17 protein-coding genes are annotated in these 19,170 nt (G+C 42.7%); 8 read left to right on the top strand and 9 right to left on the bottom strand.

What is annotated here, in order from left to right:
- The 4 genes from B3L97_RS05280 to B3L97_RS05295 form a co-directional block, all read right to left on the bottom strand.
- Positions 1 to 1,022, bottom strand: a 1,022-nt coding sequence (locus B3L97_RS05280) for an NAD/NADP-dependent octopine/nopaline dehydrogenase family protein (protein WP_286934486.1), incomplete at its 3' end; no start/stop codon positions are given.
- A complete protein-coding gene (locus B3L97_RS05285; protein WP_286934487.1) occupies positions 1,015 to 2,976 on the bottom strand; it encodes a TRAP transporter permease in 1,962 nt (653 codons plus the stop codon). The genes B3L97_RS05285 and B3L97_RS05280, both read right to left, overlap by 8 nt.
- A complete protein-coding gene (locus tag B3L97_RS05290) occupies positions 2,936 to 3,484 on the bottom strand; it encodes a DUF1850 domain-containing protein (protein ID WP_286934488.1) in 549 nt (182 codons plus the stop codon). Before B3L97_RS05290 ends, B3L97_RS05285 begins: the two co-directional genes overlap by 41 nt.
- A gap of 62 nt (positions 3,485 to 3,546) precedes the next feature.
- Positions 3,547 to 4,524: a TAXI family TRAP transporter solute-binding subunit gene (locus tag B3L97_RS05295; RefSeq protein ID WP_286934489.1), complete on the bottom strand. Its 978-nt coding sequence runs from the start codon at positions 4,522 to 4,524 to the stop codon at positions 3,547 to 3,549.
- A gap of 308 nt (positions 4,525 to 4,832) precedes the next feature.
- Between B3L97_RS05295 and B3L97_RS05300 the strand changes: the two genes are divergently transcribed.
- On the top strand, positions 4,833 to 5,732 hold the full coding sequence (locus tag B3L97_RS05300) for a MurR/RpiR family transcriptional regulator (protein ID WP_286934490.1): 900 nt from the start codon (positions 4,833 to 4,835) through the stop codon (positions 5,730 to 5,732).
- 13 nt (positions 5,733 to 5,745) lie between these two features.
- Here the strand turns inward: B3L97_RS05300 and B3L97_RS05305 are convergent, their stop codons facing one another.
- Entirely contained in the window at positions 5,746 to 6,255 is a 510-nt protein-coding gene (locus B3L97_RS05305) for a hypothetical protein (protein ID WP_286934491.1), read from the bottom strand.
- Positions 6,256 to 6,300: 45 nt separating this feature from the next.
- Positions 6,301 to 7,659 carry an HD domain-containing protein gene (locus B3L97_RS05310; RefSeq protein ID WP_286934492.1) on the bottom strand — a complete coding sequence of 453 codons (1,359 nt, stop codon included), beginning with the start codon at positions 7,657 to 7,659 and terminating at the stop codon, positions 6,301 to 6,303.
- A gap of 388 nt (positions 7,660 to 8,047) precedes the next feature.
- Between B3L97_RS05310 and B3L97_RS05315 the strand changes: the two genes are divergently transcribed.
- The 7 genes from B3L97_RS05315 to B3L97_RS05345 all read left to right on the top strand — a co-directional run bounded on the left by B3L97_RS05315 (position 8,048) and on the right by B3L97_RS05345 (position 16,212).
- Positions 8,048 to 9,523 carry an alkaline phosphatase gene (locus tag B3L97_RS05315; protein ID WP_286934493.1) on the top strand — a complete coding sequence of 492 codons (1,476 nt, stop codon included), beginning with the start codon at positions 8,048 to 8,050 and terminating at the stop codon, positions 9,521 to 9,523.
- Between the two features lie 77 nt (positions 9,524 to 9,600).
- Positions 9,601 to 10,503, top strand: a complete 903-nt coding sequence (locus tag B3L97_RS05320) for a YibE/F family protein (protein WP_286934495.1) — start codon at positions 9,601 to 9,603, stop codon at positions 10,501 to 10,503.
- Between the two features lie 64 nt (positions 10,504 to 10,567).
- Positions 10,568 to 12,175: a gamma-glutamyltransferase family protein gene (locus B3L97_RS05325; RefSeq protein WP_286847547.1), complete on the top strand. Its 1,608-nt coding sequence runs from the start codon at positions 10,568 to 10,570 to the stop codon at positions 12,173 to 12,175.
- Positions 12,176 to 12,401: 226 nt separating this feature from the next.
- Positions 12,402 to 13,493, top strand: coding sequence for a helix-turn-helix domain-containing protein (locus tag B3L97_RS05330; protein WP_286847546.1), 1,092 nt, complete (start codon positions 12,402 to 12,404; stop codon positions 13,491 to 13,493).
- The gene (locus B3L97_RS05335) at positions 13,490 to 14,002 is read left to right on the top strand and encodes a hypothetical protein (RefSeq protein ID WP_286847545.1); all 513 of its coding nucleotides are present in this window, start codon (positions 13,490 to 13,492) and stop codon (positions 14,000 to 14,002) included. Before B3L97_RS05330 ends, B3L97_RS05335 begins: the two co-directional genes overlap by 4 nt.
- A 126-nt stretch (positions 14,003 to 14,128) precedes the next feature.
- On the top strand, positions 14,129 to 15,250 hold the full coding sequence (locus tag B3L97_RS05340) for a metallophosphoesterase (protein ID WP_286847544.1): 1,122 nt from the start codon (positions 14,129 to 14,131) through the stop codon (positions 15,248 to 15,250).
- A gap of 245 nt (positions 15,251 to 15,495) precedes the next feature.
- Positions 15,496 to 16,212 (top strand): aspartate/glutamate racemase family protein, encoded by a 717-nt coding sequence (locus B3L97_RS05345; RefSeq protein WP_286847543.1) that lies wholly within the window; start codon positions 15,496 to 15,498, stop codon positions 16,210 to 16,212.
- A gap of 152 nt (positions 16,213 to 16,364) precedes the next feature.
- On the opposite strand, the gene B3L97_RS05350 is transcribed toward B3L97_RS05345, so the two are convergent.
- From B3L97_RS05350 to B3L97_RS05360, 3 genes are read right to left on the bottom strand one after another with little or no spacing between them, the layout of a single operon-like run.
- Positions 16,365 to 17,234: an acetamidase/formamidase family protein gene (locus B3L97_RS05350; protein ID WP_286847542.1), complete on the bottom strand. Its 870-nt coding sequence runs from the start codon at positions 17,232 to 17,234 to the stop codon at positions 16,365 to 16,367.
- Between the two features lie 5 nt (positions 17,235 to 17,239).
- Positions 17,240 to 18,256, bottom strand: coding sequence for a branched-chain amino acid ABC transporter permease (locus B3L97_RS05355; RefSeq protein WP_286847541.1), 1,017 nt, complete (start codon positions 18,254 to 18,256; stop codon positions 17,240 to 17,242).
- Positions 18,257 to 18,267: 11 nt separating this feature from the next.
- Positions 18,268 to 19,170 carry a branched-chain amino acid ABC transporter permease gene (locus tag B3L97_RS05360; RefSeq protein ID WP_286847540.1) on the bottom strand — a complete coding sequence of 301 codons (903 nt, stop codon included), beginning with the start codon at positions 19,168 to 19,170 and terminating at the stop codon, positions 18,268 to 18,270.

Here is a 19,170-nt window from a genome sequence, read left to right on the forward strand (position 1 = left end):
GTTCTTCCTTTCTCGCGATAATCCGTTTGATGAACTAAGTTGGCCAAATCAATCATGAGGTTCATTGTGGGGGTAGGGACACCTGCAATGCGGCCAAATTCTGCCAGTGGCACCAAGCTCATGGGGACATCTTCAGAAATATACCTGGCAAAGGGATCTTTAGGTGCTTCAATGCCTCGGTAGCTTTCTTGTTTTTGCACGGCTTCATAAATAGACGTTCCACTCATATGGGGAATTTCGTATACGTCTTCCAGCCATTCAATGCATGTCATGGTTTTTACGCCCAGAGTATCTGCTATGGCGACTCGTTCCGCGTCTATTTTCTCCAAGACGTTGCTGACGCAAGGTGTAATGCCGTCCATGTAGTATTCGAAAAGCTCTTTCCCTTCTATTCGAGCGATATTCAGCAGAGCAGGGGTTGGGTGGAAAATGGCGCCAATGTTGAGGAAGCTTGTTTCAAGTACATTCTCAGCGGCAATGAACTGGGGGAAGTAAGGTTTCAGTTCCTCAAGTATCTCTGGTGTTTTATAAGCAGGCAGGGCGGCAAGTGCCATCTCTTTTTTTACTTTGTAAATGGTTGCTTCCGCCAAACCTGTTTTGCGGCAGGCATAGATGAGAGATTGAGTTTCTGCCACAACAAAATTAGCGTTGGGATAAGTGCTTTTGACAGTCATGTAAAATTCTATGGCTCCAGCTGTACGTCCGGGGTTTAAGATTATTTTTTGTCCAGATGTTAAATAAGGGGCCATCTTTTGGGCAAGTTCTCTGTGTGCAAAGGCTGGAGTTACTATTAAAATAACATTGCATCCATCGATGGCTTCTTCAATGTGGGTTGTTATGGTTTTAAATTCAGCAAAGCCAGTGGATGAAACACCTTTTAACATAACCCCGCCAGCTTTTTTAACATCTTCTATAGCGGCTGGAAATTTGTCAAAGATATTGACGTGGCACCCTTTTAAAGACAGGAAAGCACCCATGCTTAATCCACCATTTCCAGCACCAAGTACAGCGACCTTATTCAAGAAAATTCACCTCGTCTTTAGATACAAGTTTTTTCTTTTTTGTAATTAATTGATATAAAAGAATAGTTGATAACAGAACCAGGCCGAAAAGATCACCAATCAAGCCGGGATCTATGAGGAGTATTGCTGCTACTCCAGATACAAGTCGTAAGGGAAGAGAAAGAGACCCTATAAGGTAGCCTTCCAGGCAAGCGGAAAGAGCTACAACACCTATTGTGGCAGTAACAGTAGCGACGGTAGCTGCTCCAATTGTTGTATCGAGTAATAATATTCTGGGAGACAGGGCGAAGATGAAGGGCAAAATAAAGGCTGAAGAAGAAAGTTTCAGGCCTTGCAGAGCTGTTTTTACAGAGTCAGCTTTTGCAATAGCTGCTGCGAGGTAGGAACTCAGAGCTACAGGAGGCGTAACAGATGCCATGCATCCGAAGTAGAAGATGAAAAGGTGAGCGGCCACTATTGGAACGTTCATTTTTACGAGGGCAGGGGCTACCATGGATCCTAAAATAATGTAAAGTGCTGTAGTAGGCATGCCCATTCCCATAATAATAGATGCCACCATTGTCAGGATAAGGGCCGGGTAAAGTTGCCCTCGTGACAATACGATAATGAAATCGGCGAATTTGAGGCCTAAGCCTGTTAAAGTGACGGTTCCTACAATAAGGCCTGCTACGGCGCAAGCTGCAATAACACTGAGAGATCCTCGTGCTCCTAGGTCAAGAGCTCGCAGGAAAGATGTAAGAGTGAGTCGTGTGGATTTTCTGAAAGAGCTGGTTATGATAACGATCAGCACCGCTGTGACAGATGCTTTTATAGGCGAATATCCGGCTAAGAGCATATAGACGATGCTGAGGGGAGCTAACAAGAGAAAGGCTCCATCTTTAAAGACTTTTGAGAAAACGGGAAGTTCGCTTTTGTTCATCCCATGAAGCCCGAGTTTTGCAGCTTCCATGTCCACCATAATAAAAACGGCAACATAGTATAAAATAGCGGGAATAGCGGCATGGACGATAAGCTGACCGTAAGGAACTCCTGTCATTTCGGCCATAATAAAAGCAGCAGCCCCCATAATGGGAGGCATAATTTGTCCGCCTGTAGAGGCTGAGGCCTCAACTCCTCCAGCGAACTCAGGCGTGTATCCTACGCTTTTCATAAGGGGTATGGTGAATGTTCCTGTCCCAGCTACATTTGCAAAGGAACTGCCAGAAATAGTCCCCATAAGGCCGCTTGCGACTACTGCTGCTTTAGCTGGCCCTCCGCGAAAACGTCCTGTAATTGAAAATGCCAGGTCTATAAAGGCCTGAGCTCCGCCTGTTTCTGTAAGGAAAGAGCCGAGAAGGATGAAGATGAATACAAACGTTGCTGTAACGTATATGGCGACGCCGTAAATTCCTTCGCTTGTTAAGAACATGTGTTCTATAACCCGGCTTACCTCATACTGACGGTGTCCTAATGTGCCAGGTATAAGATGCCCCAAGAAAGCGTAGAGGAGGAAGGCCACAGCTACTATAACGAGGGGCCATCCCATGGTTCGGCGGGTTGCTTCTAAGACAAGCACGATCATAATGGCTCCTATAACAATATCTCTTGTAAACGGGTCTCCCATGCGGAATACGATGTTCATATAGTCTAAGCAAAGGTAGGCACCTACAGCTATACTGAAAATGATAGCGGCAATGTCCCAAAGCGGAACTTTATTTTTTTGCTTGTCTGTTGCAGGGAAAATTAAAAAAGTTAGTGCCAGTGCGAAGGCTAGATGTATAGCTCTGTGTTGGAACTGGGGCAGCATGTGAACCCCTGAAGAATACATGTGATATAAAGACATGCATATAGCTAAGATGCTGCAAAGTTTAGCCGCGATGCCTGTGAGGTTTCTCTTTTTTTCAAATTTTTCGTTCAGAGCTTTTAACTTTTCTTCAGGAGTAAGATCTTCCTGTGTTTTTTTCTTGAAAAACATCGGATTCACCTCGTCTCAGATACTGAAGATACGTTATTTTTTCAACGGATATATCCATGCGTTCCATGTCGTTAAAGTACTTATATAAAGGTATTTCCCTTCGTCCGCTATCTAGGAACAGGCGAGGTTCAGCTATATAGCTTATTCTGAAAGGAAGAAAATCTAAGGGGATGTCGAGACCTGAGAGAACTAAAAAGTTATCCTTGAAGTGAATAGTCTCGGTACACGTAGAAGGGACCCCCCATCCCAAATCTTGTAACTTTGTTGCTACCACATGGATACGACCATCTTTGTGCACTTGGTAATACTCGTAAGCAGGTGTTAAATGGACTGAGTGTCGAATACTTGTGGCAAAAGAGTATCCTGAAGGTATTTTGTGTGTGTATAGAATCTGACCTGTCTCGTAGTTTCTTATGTCCAAAAGGAAAACAGGACAAAAGAAAAGAAAATAGATTAAGAGTGCTGTGTTTGAAAAAAAGAGGCTCACAAAGATGATTCTTTTCCTCATGTTTTCACCGCCTATTGAGGAGAGGGGTGCCTTTAGGCACCCCTCTCTTGAGTTATTTTTGATTACTCAATAACCCAACCAGTTACGTCTACTCCTTTTTCGGTGTAATATTTTGCGGCGCCGGAATGAAGGGGGATAGACATGGCGCTGAGGGCGGTTTCAAACCTGATCATCTTCCCTTGGGCGTGAGAGTCGGCAATGATATCTAGGTGATCAAAGAACGCCTTGGTAATTTGATATACGACCTCTTCGCTAATGTCTTTGCGGACAATAAGAAGGGCGGGGCTGGCTACAGCTGGAATATCGTTATCGACACCACGGTATGTTCCTCCTGGAATAGTGATCATCGTGAGATATGAGCGATCTTTTAAAAAGTTTTGCATAACATTTGCATCAAGGGTAAGCAGGTTGATATCAAGGGTTGTAGAGGCATCTACTACTGCTGAAGTAGGGATTCCTGAACCAATGATGGCACAGTCAATAAGGCGGTCTTTTAATGCGGTAATAGCCTCGCCAAAGTTTAAAAACTGAGGATTAAACTTGTCATAGCTTAGACCGTGAGCTTCAAGAACCATTTTTGCTGTTCGTTCTGTTCCGCTTCCAGGGGCTCCTACTGCGACTTTTTTGCCGGCTAAGTCATTAACGCTTTTTAGATTCGAATCTTTTAGAACAACGAACTGGAATATTTCTGGATAGAGGCATGCAATACCGCGAATGTTATCGACAGGTTCTTTTTCGAAGGGGGCTTGGCCACTGTAAGCGCCGTAACTTGTATTGGAAGCCCCCATTATCATTTCGACTTTCCCTTCACGGATCATTTTCAGGTTTGCTACTGAAGCACCTGTTGACTCGGATGTAACCTCTATGTCAGGTACATATTTAGTAATAATTGAAGCAATAGCTGATCCGATAGGGTAATATGTTCCTGCTGTTCCTCCTGTCGCAAGAGAGTACCGTTCTACTGCCATAACTGAAGATGACATTCCAAGAACAAAAAACAACGTGAGAAAAACAATAGCAGCCTTTACGTGCGTTCTCATGCTTGTTCCCCCTTATAGTATGATATTGTTACTTTAAAACTGCACATACATTTCGATAAATATAATCAGCCCGCCGACATACAATGCGATGTTGCTACTTTCAACTTCCAAAGAAGTCAATATATTTTTAAACCTAATCGTCTTGATATACTGATTTGTCAATCTTTTGATATTTATATATGTCAAAATAATTGAAATTGATATTTTGAAATTCAGACGATACAAACTATAATTTTAGAAGGGTAGAAAGTCAACCCAATATACTGTTTATTTATTCAAGTATGCATTATCCAATAAGGAGGAACATTATGCACAATAGGAAGCAAAAAGTTTCTGTTGTGGGAGAAAACATAAAAAAGGATTTATTTGAATATATGCAGGAGGCGAGCCAAAGTTTTCCTTCTCAGCAAAAAGCTGTTTGTGACTACATTCTTGCCCATTATCAACAAACAGCTTTTATGAAGGCGGAGGATATTGCTCTTGCTACAAAAACGAGTACTGCCACGGTTCTTCGTACGGCGGGAAGTTTGGGGTTTAAGAGCTATACAGCCTTAAAAGAGGCGCTTCAGCAGGTTCTTTTCGCTTCAACGACGCCGCCACCTCTCGACAGACTTCGGGAAAATATAGCAGGGAATTCGGAACTAAATGTGCTTGAACAAGTTATAAAAGACAACATTCAGAGTTTGCAGGGATTATATAGCCAACATTTGGCAGAGAGTTTTCCTCAAGCAATTCGGATTATGCGGAAAGCGTCAAGAATATATATTTTAGGGTTACGTTCAACCCGTGGCCTTGCCGTATATCTTCATGCCCTTCTTCACCAGTTGTTTAGAAACATGTATCTTGCCGATGCCTCGGGATCTGATAATTTATTTGATGAATTATATGACATGACTCAAGATGACGTTTTGATCGCTTTAATGGCGGGGAGCCCTCACTATACGAAACGGACTATTAATGCCGTGAAATATGCTCATGAACGCTCTATCCCTATTATATTGATCACAAACAGCCTTTCGAATGTGGCCGTTCCTTTGGCATCTGCCGTCCTCTTAGCCCCGCAGAATACAAGTCATTATTCTACGGTAACTCTTGTAACGATTATTGATGCCCTTGTTTTTCAACTCGGTCGTGTCAAGGCAGAGGACGCCCGTCCAAAGCTGGAAAATCTAGGTGATCTGTTGTTAAGAAATGATATTTCAGTTTAGCGAAAAGCGGAATTTAAAAATCACAGGCAGAAAGAGCTTGTATTTTGTTGAAAACTTCTTCTATTTCTTCGCGTGAATATTTTTCTGGTTTCCACATTTCAACTCCTCGTATGGTGTCTTCTAGAGTACAAGGAGTTTTGTTTTTCATCACATATAACACAGTTCCTATTAACTCAACATTAGGAAAACTGTGATCACCTTCTAGAAGACGTTCACGAAAGATATCTAATTGTTTTTTTATAGACTGAATATCTTTTAAAGAATCAAAGTCATCATCCCTAAATCTCTCCCCTTTACGATAAGAGGAATTTTGTATATCTATTTCATCAAACATTTCAAGGGTATCAGCGTCTTCCATGATAGCGGAAGAAAAAGGTCCATATTTATATCCTGCAAAGCAATATCCCGTATCTATATCTTGAGTGTTTAGGAAATAGATAGCTTTTTGCACAAGTATCTTTTGTGCTTCCATTCCGTTTTCGTTAAAATAATGAATAACAAATTTCAAAAGAAGTTTCCCCATCTATCGTCCCTCCTTAATTCCTTAAGTTGAGGTCTCTTCATAGCTCTATTGTCTAAGAAGCGTTTTTATATCTTGTTCTTTACTGGAATTTGAATAAATACGCCACAAGAGCGGCGTTGTTTCGGAAAAAGCTTTAAAAATAGGCGAATACTCAGCCAGAGGAAGAACAAGATTTTCTCCTGACCTGGATATGACGTGAAAATCTTCCTCATCCTTTTCATCTGTATTTTGGTTTGAGGAAAGTTTATGAATTTTGAGGTTCTTCTGTTTCACAAAATAATCGTTGTTGAGCTTAAAACCTTCCTTGCGAAGTTTTTCAAGGGACACCCAATATTCCTTTTGCTTTTCTTTATCTGAAGAGAGTCCTTCTTTAACCATCTTAAGGTGGTTATTACGTTTCAGACAAGAAACCCAAAAGTTACTTGCATCATTATTGAGCTCGCACAGGATGGAATAGTCATCGAAAGTAACGAACCAATCCATATCCAGAAAGTCTATTTCTTCTGAATAGCTTTTATTAATGGTAACATGATTTTTAAAGTTCGCAAAAGATCCTTTATTGTTCTCTTTTTTATATGCAATATATTGTTCCAGAGCAATATCATACCCCATCCTCGTTCTGTGGAAAGGTACCTGTAAATTATAGTGATACCGAGCAAGAATAAACTCTTCTAATATAGGTATATTGTCAATTACAATGTTAAATGCCAGGGAAGGCATTGTTGTACGTATTTTTATTGACGAAAGATATCGATTATAGTCGTAAACTCCATACTTTACGCCGCAATAGTAAGAGTCCCTTCGTAAATAATCGGCTCTATCGGCGTCAAAATGCCCAGAGATAATGCTCTTTAATATATTGTCTTTTGAATTGGGGATTTCTTGGGGATCTGCTTTGATTAAGTTGGCAACTCGAGAGGGGTTTACGTTGTTTTCTTTAATAAATTCTGATATCTCGACATGTTTTTTGATAATATACCTTCCAATGTTTTCATGTCGAGCTTTATCGAGTAATATTTCTTCGCTGGCGTGAGAAAATGGCAGATGACCAATGTCGTGAAGTAACGCAGCAAAACGAAGAGTTTTTAAAGCACATAATAACGTTTCAGAATTATCCCACTCTAATTTTTTTAGTTCATCCCTGTTATTTTTAGCCATGTCATTGTACAGACAAGTAAAAATATCAGTAGCCGCTTGAACAACCCCAATGGAGTGTTGGAAGCGAGAATGTTCTGCTCCCGGGTATACATATTTTGTAAGTGCTAGTTGATGTATGCGTCGTAGTCGCTGAAAAATAGGAGTGTCTATAATCTTTGTCTCATCTTCAGATAACTCTATATAACCATACAAGGGGTCTCGAAAACGATGCTTAAGTTCTAGTGCCCGTAATGCTTCATAAATCACTGTTTCTGCCTCCTTGCTTCGCTCTTTACATGTATATGCGCAAAATACACTTTAAGTATACTATTAAATTAAAATTGATGTTATTTGAATAGCGCAATAATGGCCCTATAATGCTGTATTTTTTATTGAGCAACAGTAGGATGAAATAAAACATTGAAAAGGTCATCAGTTTTCGGTAAAAGTAAAGTCTCCCAAGCTAAATACTCTCCGTGGCTACGAGGAGAAACGAGGGTGCATGGAATGACTCAGAGGAAGCGAAGCTGAGTGGTGTGTTCTTTGTAACAACCCCTTCACAGTACTTTTATGTATTATTTACAAAGATGTAACCATACGTAAACTCCTTTTCTGTAAGGTATTAAGCAAAGAATATCTACATTGAGGGGGTATTATGTTGCGTAAGTTTTTTTCTCGTAAACTGGCAGTTGTTGCTTTGACGTTACTTTTAGGGCTAATCGGGGGAGTTAATAGTGCAAGTGCCCAAGCTCCGCGCTATGTTTTTTATTTTATTGGTGATGGAATGGGCGCAGCACAGCGTCAGGCGGCAGAATATTATTTGAGGGCTGAAACTGGAGTAAAAGATATAAAACTTAGAATGAATCAGTTCCCAGTGGCAGGTATCAACACGACTTATTCCGCAGATTCCTTGGTAACAGATTCTGCCGCGGCCGGAACAGCATTAGCGGCAGGGTATAAGACGAATAATGGCATTATTGCTCAACTTCCAGATGGCACGAATGTGAAAAGTTTGGTGGAGGCAGCGGAGGAGAATGGGATGGGAACAGGTCTTATAACAACAACGCGAATAACTCATGCGACTCCTGCTGTTTTTGCTTCCCATAACTCAAATCGTGATGCTGAAAATGAAATAGCCCTTGACTATCTTGATAGCGGAGTGGATTTTTTTGCTGGCGGAGGATATCGCCATTTTGTTCCCCAAAACTGGGAAGGCGGGAAATCAAAGAGGAAAGATGATCTTAACATTGCGGAAAAGTTTAAAGGCCAAGGGTATCATGTTTTCCTGACAGAAAAAGATACTCAAAAATTTAGAAACTATAAACCAAGTGGGCAGGAAAAAGTCTTTGCGGCCTTCACGTACAGCCACTTTCCCTATGAGCTTGATAGAGAGGATAACCACACTCCAAGTTTGGCAGAACTGACGGCGAAAGGGATTGAAGTGTTAGAAAAATATAAAGAAGGTTTCTTTTTAATGGTAGAGGGCGGCAGAATAGACCATGCCTGTCACGCCCATGATCCAGCGGGGTCTATCCACGACACGTTAGCATTTGATCAGGCAATAGACGAAGCGTACTCTTTTTACCGGAAATATCCCGATGAAACGTTGATAGTTGTTGTAGCAGATCATGAAACAGGCGGTTTTGGGCTTGGGTTTGGTGATAATTATTTTTTGAAAATGGATCAGCTTTTTAAGGCAAAGGTTACGACGGCGGATGTATTAAATGAGGGTGTGGGGAAATATGATAAAGATAGGAAGAAGTTCTTTGATTTTATTGCCACCAACCTTGGTTTAGATAACTTATCCCTTGATGAGAAAATAAAAATTGAACAGGCAATGGATCTCATAGACGGCTCTCAGAAAGATGCAATTGCAACGTATGCGGGGTATGATTCCGTGGCTATCACAGTAACTCACATTATGTCTGAGCGGGCAAATATGTTCTGGACCACCTATGCCCACTCTGGGACAACAGTGCCTCTTTCAGCCATTGGAGTTGGCGCCGAAGCTCTTGGCGGATTTAAAGATAATACAGAAGTAGCAAAAACCTTATTCTCCATTTTGGAATTCAAACCTACTAAAGTGGCATCTACCCATCCGATCAGTTTGCCTAAAGTTATTAATTATTAAAATATAGGCTTTGAAGATATAGCCGGGGCTTGTCCCTGGCTATATCTTCATTAATACTAGAATGGAGTGTATAAATAGTGAAGAAAATAAAAACTTCATTACTTTGGGGCGTTTTGTTTCTCGTTCTTATGGGATTTTGGATATATGAAAACAACAGAAATAGTAACTTTGTTCGGGCGGTGGTTTTAAGTACAGATAACAGCGATGTGATGCAGTCTGGAATAGCAAGGATAGGGAGCCAGGAATTGCTTTTGAAGGTTGTTGATGGGAAGTTTAAGGGACAAGATGTTGTTGGGTATAACAACTTGCTGGGAAACTTGGATATAGATGCCTTTTACACGCCGGGAGATACAGTAGTTGCTGCATTAAGGGAAGACCATGGGAAAGTTATTGACGCAAAAGCTGTTGATCTCTACAGGCAAAGCTGGGAATTTATTCTTTTTGGTTTTTTTGTTTTTTTGCTCATTATTTATGCTGGGAATACAGGGCTAAGGGCAATCTTTTCTTTTATAGCTAGTTTATGGATTATATGGAAAAATCTTATTCCAGGGCTTTTGGCTGGAGAAAATCCGTTGCTTTTGTCGAGTGGTATCTTGTTTATGCTGTCGGCCATTATTATTTTTTCTGTTGCAGGGTTTACGCGAAAAGGGTTGTCTGCTTTCTTGGGAACAGCGGTGGGATTATTTGTCACTATTGGAATTACAGCCTTTTTTGGCGATAAACTTGGGTTGCTCGGAACAACTCTCCCTTATTCTTCCACACTTTTATTTAGTGGAAATATTGGGCTGAATATGAAGCAAATTTTTTGTGCTGCTATTGTAATAGGCGCTTCTGGAGCAGCTATAGATATAGGTATGGATATTGCTTCTGCCATGGCAGAAGTAAAGAGTAAGAAACCTGAAATAATGTGCCGAGAACTCATTCAGTCAGGATTTAATGTAGGGCGTGCTGTTATCGGAACTATGACAACTACTTTTTGAATAAAAAGCCCTGCTATTGCACAATTTGAGACCTGGCACCATAATGAAATAGAGGTGATGCTCTATGAATTTCGACCCCTATCGTTATCAATATCCTTCCCGTAGAAATGTTGTCTATGGTTCTAAGGGGGTGGTGGCTACGTCTCATCCTTTAGCGGCCCAGGCAGGCCTTGAGATTTTGAAGCAAGGCGGCAACGCCGTTGATGCAGCTATAGCTACTGCGGCGGCTTTGACTGTAGTAGAACCTACTAGTAATGGCCTTGGCAGCGATAATTTTGCCATTATTTGGAAAGATGGGAAGCTCCATGGTATCAATGGAAGCGGTCGATCCCCTCAATCTTTTGATTTGGAAGCTTTTCGAGGGAAACATTGGCAGACTGTTCCAGACTTCGGGTGGGCTTCAGCTACAGTTCCTGCCGCTCCTAAAACATGGGCCGTTCTTGCGAAGTCCATGGGGAATCTGCCCTTAACTGTGTCTATGGCACCCGCTATTTCGTATGCTCAGGATGGTCATGCAGTAGCAGTAACTACTGCTTTTAATTGGAATAGGGCTTTTGAAAAGTACCGCAAAATTTTAAGTGGGAAAGAGTTTGCCTCGTGGTTTAAGACGTTTTCTCCTGCTGGTCGGGCTCCAAGGCCTGGGGAACGATGGATTTGCCCTGATCAGGCCTACACGTTAAAAATGATTGCTCAGACTGATGCAGAGGCTTTTTATAGGGGTGAAATTGCGGAGAAAATTGTAGCCTTTGCTCAGCAGACAGGTGGTTTTTATACGGCAGAGGATTTGGCTGCGGTGGAGCCGGAGTGGGTTGATCCTATTTCTGTGAACTATAGAGGTTATGATGTATGGGAAATTCCCCCAAATGGACAGGGCATTATTGTATTAATGGCTTTAAATATTCTAAAGGGTTTTGATTTTACTCACCGTGATGACCCCGAAACATATCATAAGCAAATTGAAGCTATAAAATTAGCATTTGCCGATGGGTTCCGATATGTGGCAGACCAACGCTATAGCCGTGTTCCTGTCTCTGAAATGATTTCAGAAGAATATGGAGCCTCACGTCGAGAGTTGGTAACAGATAAAGCTCGTATGCCAGAAGCTGGGCGGCCCGAGGCATGTGGTACGGTCTACCTTTGTACGGCTGACGGTGATGGGAATATGGTCTCCTTTATTCAAAGCAACTATGCTGGTTTCGGTTCAGGTATTGTTATTCCCGGAACAGGCATTGCCTTAAATAACCGTGCGAGGGGATTTTCTTTAGACCCTCACCATCCTAATGTGCTGGCCCCGGGGAAACGTCCATACCACACTATTATTCCTGGATTTTTAACAAAAGATGGGAAACCTGTAGGTCCTTTTGGCGTGATGGGTGCATTTATGCAGCCACAAGGCCATGTGCAGGTTCTTATGAACACTATAGATTTCAGTATGAACCCCCAAGAAGCCCTTGATGCTCCAAGGTGGCAGTGGATAGAGGATCTGGTAGTGGAGGTAGAGCCAGGTTTCCCTTCATGGGCAGCACAAAAGCTTCAACGGATGGGGCATCATGTACGTTGCGCTTTAGACTCGAATAGCTTCGGGAGAGGTCAGATGATCTTGCGAACGGAATACGGTACTTTTGTTGGAGCCACAGAACCCCGCACTGATGGATGTGTTGCTGCGTGGTAGCAGTATATGATTTTATAGCTTTATATGTGAGATACCCCCTTCTTTTTGTCCCTTCAATAGTTTAGTTATGGTAAGGTAGATCTTTTTATTATAAAAATAGACCTATTGATATTTTTTTATAAAAAGTCTACTATTAGTATAGGTTGTGTTAAAGGATTTTTGCTATAAAGGAGTTAAAAACCAGTGTTGTTTGAAGTTTAGGCAGGTTTGTAAAGGGGGGAGTGATATGGACAACCAGGTGATAGGTTATAACATTCGACTTTGGCGAAAACAGAAGCAGTTGACTCAGGCACAACTTGCAGATATTGCGAGCATTTCGGTACAAGCTATAAAAAAAATAGAGTCAGGTCAGACGATGCCGAGATCGAATACTCTTCGTTCGATTTCTAAGGCTTTAAATGTGAAGATTCATGAACTCATTCGTCCTGTTCCGGAACTTCAAGCTATTCGATTCCGCTCGTGCAGAATGAAAAACTCAGTTCGAGAGTTTGTTATTGCAGATATTGCTCGTCGCCTTGAAGACTACACGTTCCTCGAGAAAATTCTTGATCGGTCAATTCCTTCTCATGTGGGGGAATTACGAACTCTTTGTTCGAAGAGCGACCTTTCTGGTAGTGCGGAAAGAGTTAGAGATACCTTAGGTTTTCAATTAGAATTTCCTATTCTAGATATACGAAACTATCTTGAAGCGGCAGGAATTAAAGTATTGACGATAGAATTCTCTGTGGATAATTTTTTTGGATTATCTATAGGGGAGGAAGATGGTGGCCCGGCAATTGTAGTCAATGTCAGCAAAAATATTACTGTGGAGAGACAGATATTTAGCTCTGTGCATGAACTAGCCCATCTATTGCTGCACCCAGCAGCTTATAATATCCTTCTTTTGGAAGAAAAGAAGAGTGAGGAAGCAGAGGCTGACGAATTCGCCGGGTATTTTTTGATGCCTGATGCTGCTTTTAGAGAGGCATGGGAAGATTCTGCAGGGCTGTTAGGTTTGGAGCGAGTACTGAAGGTTAAAAGTTTGTTTGGTGTTAGTTATAAGACTGTTTTATACCGCCTTATAAAATTAGGCGTTACGGATCAGTCAGTATGGAAGAATTTCTCATTACTTTTTGAGTCTAAATTTAAAAGAAAGCTTGGTTATTGCGAAGAGCCTTTTGCTCTCAATCCTTTCCTTTTTTCTGGAGAGAGACTTCAAGGTTTAGTGCGAGAAGCGTTGGAAAAAGATGAGATATCTTTAGATCGGGGAGCAGAGATATTACGGATTTCCTTTGAAGAAATGCGAGATCTCTGCCGTAGTTGGAAGGCTGTTATATGAAGCCAAAGATAAAATCTCTTCGGCTTCTTATTCTTGATGCATGTGTTTTGATTGATTTTTTGAAAGTAGAACCTTCTTTATTGGTGGATATTTCGCAATGTATTGGCTCGTTGCATGTAGTTTCTTTTGTCCTTGATGAGGTGCCGCTTATTGCTTCAGATGAGGAAGCAGCAAGATTAGGGTTGAAGGTTATTAATCCTGAAGTTGACGATATATACGGAGCATTAGATAAATCTGGAAGAACGTCTTTTCAGGATGAGTTATGTTGCTTAACGGCTAAGAGGCAAGGTTTTGTCTGTGTTACTAACGATAAAGCACTTCGCAGACGATGTAAAGAAGAAGGAGTGTCTGTGTTACGAGGTTTGAGGCTTCTCATAGAGCTTTATCGAGCAGGAGGGATTGGGAAAAGGAAGGTTCTTCAAATTGCTGAGAATATAAAAGAAAATAATCCTTATCATATAACAAGAGAAATAATGAAAGATTTCGAGGAAGAAATCGAAGATATATAGAAAATTGCGACAGGTTTTGATTTATGAAATACTTGATATGCCCCTGATGGTGCCCCATATAAATATTTTCAAAATTCAGTATAATTATGAGTGGTTAGAAAAAAACTCTAGCTTTGGAGGGATATTATGACACGTTTTTGGATCGTGATTTCTTTTTACCTAGCGATTTACGGTGTCATGACGTGGTATGTCCTGTCTTTTACGGCTAGAATTTTTTCTCTGAGAGGGTGGGGAGTTTTAGTCCTCTCTCTTTGGGGTGCTTTTATGGTGGCTTGCCCTCTTATATTACGTCTTGGCGAAAAGATTGGCGGGAGCATTTTGCGTCATGCCCTGGCGTGGGTAGGGTATGTATGGATGGGTTTTATATTCCTTTCTTTTTGCGGCTTGTTAGGGCTTATTTTGCTTCGTCTTATTTTGTGGTTTGCTCGGTATCCTCTGAGTGATTGGGGAATCCGATGGATTGGAATAGGGATAATTTTTCTATCCATTGGAACCTGTTGGTGGGCCTATAGAGAGGCTCTCGATATTCATCCTCGCCATATTGTAATAGAGAGCGATAAACTACCGCCAGAGTGGCCTGTTCTCAAGATTGTTCACATCTCTGATATTCATTTAGGCCTACTTGTTCGGGAGAAACGATTATCGAAGATAATAGATCTTGCGATAGGTGAAGATCCTCACGTAGTGGTTTCTACAGGAGATATTGTAGATGGGCAGATGAACGGAAGAGTGGGGGATATAGAGATTTTCCATCGCCTGTCTCCTCCGTTGGGGAAGTTCGGAGTTATTGGCAATCACGAGGTCTATGCGGGATTAAAACAGTCTGTGGCTTTTACGGAAGAGGCAGGTTTTCGCCTTCTTCGAAATGAATGGGTGGACGTTGGACCTGTTATATTGGTGGGAGTGAATGACCCTGCTGTATCTATGGTTGAAGAAGTGCATGCGACGGAATATAAATTATTGGCAGAAATACCCCGTGACAAGTTTTGTGTGCTTTTGAAACATCAACCTCTTGTGCGTGAAGAGACCTTGGGCTTTTACGATCTACAGCTTTCTGGTCACGTACATGGAGGGCAGATTTGGCCTTTCAATCTTATTACAACATTGATTTATCCTATGACATCTGGTCTTCATGAACTCCCGAGGGGCAATATGCTAGTAGTGACAACTGGGGCTGGAACATGGGGGCCTCCCATGCGTCTTTTTGCCACCCCTGAAATTACCGTTATTCATATACAAAAAAAGTAGAGGCCCCTGGGGGAGAGGCCTCTGCAGAAAAGGGAGATTATTTGACTCATAGGGCACACACAACAGGAGGATTGGTACTTGATACCGTTGCGATGCTGTGTGACTATATATTAGTAGAAACGTGCCAATGAGACCCCGTCACTTTTACGGGAATATAAATAGGGGAAATTACGTATTTATTGAGTGAAGGGTATAATTTATGACATAAGGAGTATGTTTTTACCTCAGAGTAAGGACGTGACATAATGAACTCTTCAGTGAAAGTGCCTTCCAAAATTCTTGGTGTCCTTGGTGGAATGGGGCCGGCTGCTACAGCGGAATTTTTGCGGCTTTTAGCCATAAAGGCTCCGGCGAGAAGTGATCAGGAACATCCGAAGCTCTATGTTCTGTCGAATCCGCAGATTCCAGACCGCAGTAGTGCTATTTTAGGTAGGGGAGAAGATCCTACGCCCTTTTTGAAAGAGGGGTTGCTCTCGTTGGTTCAATGGGGTGCTCAAGTTCTGACTGTCCCTTGCAACACCGCTCATTTTTTTATCGACACATTTCGAAAAGAATTGCCAGTGCCTTTGATTCATATTGTAGAGACTACAGTGGGCCTAGCTGCTGAACGGAGCTCTGAAGGAGCATGGTTGCTGGCCACCAGTGGCACTAAACAGAGCGGTATGTACGAGCGTTATGCAGAAAAAGTAGGGTATCCTTTCTTTTTCCCTACTGACGAAGATCAGAAAAAGGTTCAGGAAAGCATTGTTTTAGTAAAAGCAAATCGCCTCCGCGAGGGAGGGGTATTGCTGCAAGGGGTTGTGGAGAGGCTATGGAAGGAGAGACATGTTCCTATTGTAGCTGCATGTACTGAGTTGCCCCTGGCCTATGACGCTTCTGATCTGCCTGAAGAGGGAATGATTTCAAGCCTCGGAGCTTTAACAGAGGCCTGTTTGCGAGAGCTTTATAGCGAGAATAAATAGATAGTCGATTTCGATAAAAAATGAAAAAGAAGCCCCTGACACAGGCGTGTTGGGGGCTTCCCTTGCAGAAATTTCTTTCCCAATCATAAACAATGGTAATGATAGGAGCCTAGTCTTTGTTGTGTTTTCCTAACCCCTTGCTTTCTCTCTCTTTATTTAGGGATCCGGACTTTAACTGTTTTGAGAGGATTTACAACTTGGCTGATGTGCAGATCGCAGGCAATGCTTGCAAACATATACGCCCGTTCCCACGTCATTCCTCTCTTTTCGCAAATGAGGGTCACAGCTTCGTCTAGCGCTATGCGAGTGGCCTCTTCCAAAGTTTGGGCGCTGGCCAGAACAAAGTAGGCATCTTTATTTTCTAATAGGGGGGTGATGAGCCTCCTGCCCTTTTCCAGTTCTACAGTGAGGGTCACTTCCCCTCTAATTTCTACTCCCGTTCCACAGACTTCTCCATCCCCCATAATGGCATGGAGGTCGCCGAGAGCAAGTTTTCCTCCGGGGACATATACTGGAAGCCGTAAAGTAGCCCCCTCAGTCATCTGAATAGTGTCTAGATTCCCGCCATGTGTGCCAGGGATACCACAGGCTATTTCTCCTTCTGCGGGAGCTACTCCAATAACGCCTATCATGGGGCGAAGAGGTAGTTCCAGACCGCAGAAGTGCCCTTTCCCCTTTTGAATAGAGACGATTTCTGTATGGCTTCCTGTAACTTTATCTCCCAGAGGCCCCCATCCAGGGAAGAGTTCCACTACTCCTTGCGTGTCCAGTTCTATCTTTTCTATTCGGATTACAAGCACATCTCCAGGTTCTGCCCCCTCTATCCATATGGGGCCGGTAGCTGGATTGACAATGGAGTAGTCAAAGTCAGAGGAAAGGCGGTGTTCCGGCAGTGTAATCTTATGGCTGAAACAGTCTTCTGTTTCAAATACAATTCGGTCACCAGGCTGAACGTGCTTTACGGCTTCATGAGAGTTCGACATGGCATAGATGACCTGATCTCTTTTAATATGATGTTCCATATCTTTTATTGCCCTCCTTTTTTAGGGGGATTGAGTATGTTCCATACTTCTCGACCGTTCATAAGGCCTCGAGGCTTGAAGATCATAATGATCACTAAAAGCACTGCCATTAAAACGTTTACGAGGCCAAAAACAGGCGGAATAGAGAGCCCCATACATGTAAAACCTTCCTGGAGCGGAGCTAATAGCTCTGTTCCGATAGTAAGAATAGCTGTCCCGATAAGAGGGCCTGAGATAGTTCCAATGCCCCCTATAGCGAGCATGGCCACTAACTGGAAAACATAGACAAGACTAAAAGCCTTGGGGTTCATGGTGAGGACAAGATGTACCCATAAAGCGGCACCAATGCCCGTAATGAAACTTCCAATGGCGAAAGACATTATTTTATATCGTACTACGGGAACACCCATGACGCTCGCGAGTTCCTGATCCTTTGATATGGCAATTAATCCACGACCGAAACGAGAGTTGACGAGGCGATGGGTGGCGTAAATAACCACAAGAAGGATACCATAGGCCCACCATATGTTGGTGAAGGCGGGAATATTTCGAAGCCCCATGTCTCCGTGAGTAATCCCGCGCAGATTTTCTGCCAAGTTCCCCATAACGATATTAATTCCCATAGAAGCGAGAATAAAATACTGTCCTTCGAGACGGAAAGCGGGGAGTAATAATATAACGCTGGCTATAACCGCTAAAATTCCTGCGATGAGAAGGGCCAGGGGAAAGGCTACCTGAATTTGTTCCAGCCAAAGAGGAAGGTGAAGCACTGCTTTTTTATAGGCTGGAGGCAGAGTCAGGATAGCTGTGGCATAGCCGGCTACCATCATGGTTCCGCCGAATCCGAGAGAGAATATGTTTGTATAGCCATTAGTGATGTTGACCCCTAGAGCAACGATACAGGTAACGGCCAGTAAAATAACTAGTCGAAGGTAGTATCCCCTCAGAAATGTGTTGGCGAGGAGGAGAAGGATGCCGAGAAGGATCAACGAACCGAGGATAGTTGTAGTTTTCTTATTCATGTCTTCGCCCCCTACTCTATCTTAATGTTAGGTCTAAAGAGACCAGATGGTTTGATGAAGAGAATCAAAAAGAGAAGTGCCCACACAAAGAGTGGACGTATCGCTGACCATGCAGGAGGAAGAAAGGCAACGAAAAGCACCTCTCCGAGGCCTATAATGTACCCTGCGATAGCGGCTCCAGGTATGTTGCCGATGCCTCCCAGAACTGCGGCTATAAAACCGTTGAGACCGATAATATACCCCATGCTCGGATTCACAATTCCAAAGCTGATTCCATAGGATACTGCCGATATGCCCGCAAGCCCTGATCCGATAATGAAAGCCAAAAGCACCAATGTCGCGCTATTGACGCCTACAAGCATTGCTGCGTTGGGGTCATAGGCGATAGCTCGCATGGCTGTCCCGACCTTGGTATATTTTATAAAGAGAGTGACAGAGATCAGGAGTATGCCGGTTATGGCGAGGATCCAGAGGTCTTTCACATTGAGGAACAATCCGCTTTTCGTGACGATAATACCCTCAAGAAATTCTGGGGTGGGAAAGGCTCTCCGTCCATCGCCGAAGATCATAACGAAGATATTTCGAAGTCCGAGAGATGCTCCGAAAGAGGCAATGAAGACGGTGAGGACCTCGGGGCTTTTTTTCAAACAGGGGCCGTAAACCAGCTTTTCGATGAGGAGTCCGGCTAGTACGGCTCCCCCTATGGCTCCTATGAGCCCTGTCCAGAAGGAGGCGGCAGCATTCATAATCAAAAGATAGGAGCAGAAAGCTCCGATCATGAATATCTCTCCATGGGCAAAGTTTATAAGCCCCAAGATTCCGTATATCATAGTGTAGCCAATGGCTAGAAGGGCTAAAATACTGCCATAGGAAAGGCCGTTAATAAGCTGCTGAAAAAAGTAGAGCACACCCAT

Source organism: Aminobacterium sp. UBA4834 (genome assembly GCF_002400205.1).
In the GTDB taxonomy this organism is placed as follows: Bacteria; Synergistota; Synergistia; order Synergistales; family Aminobacteriaceae; genus Aminobacterium; species Aminobacterium mobile.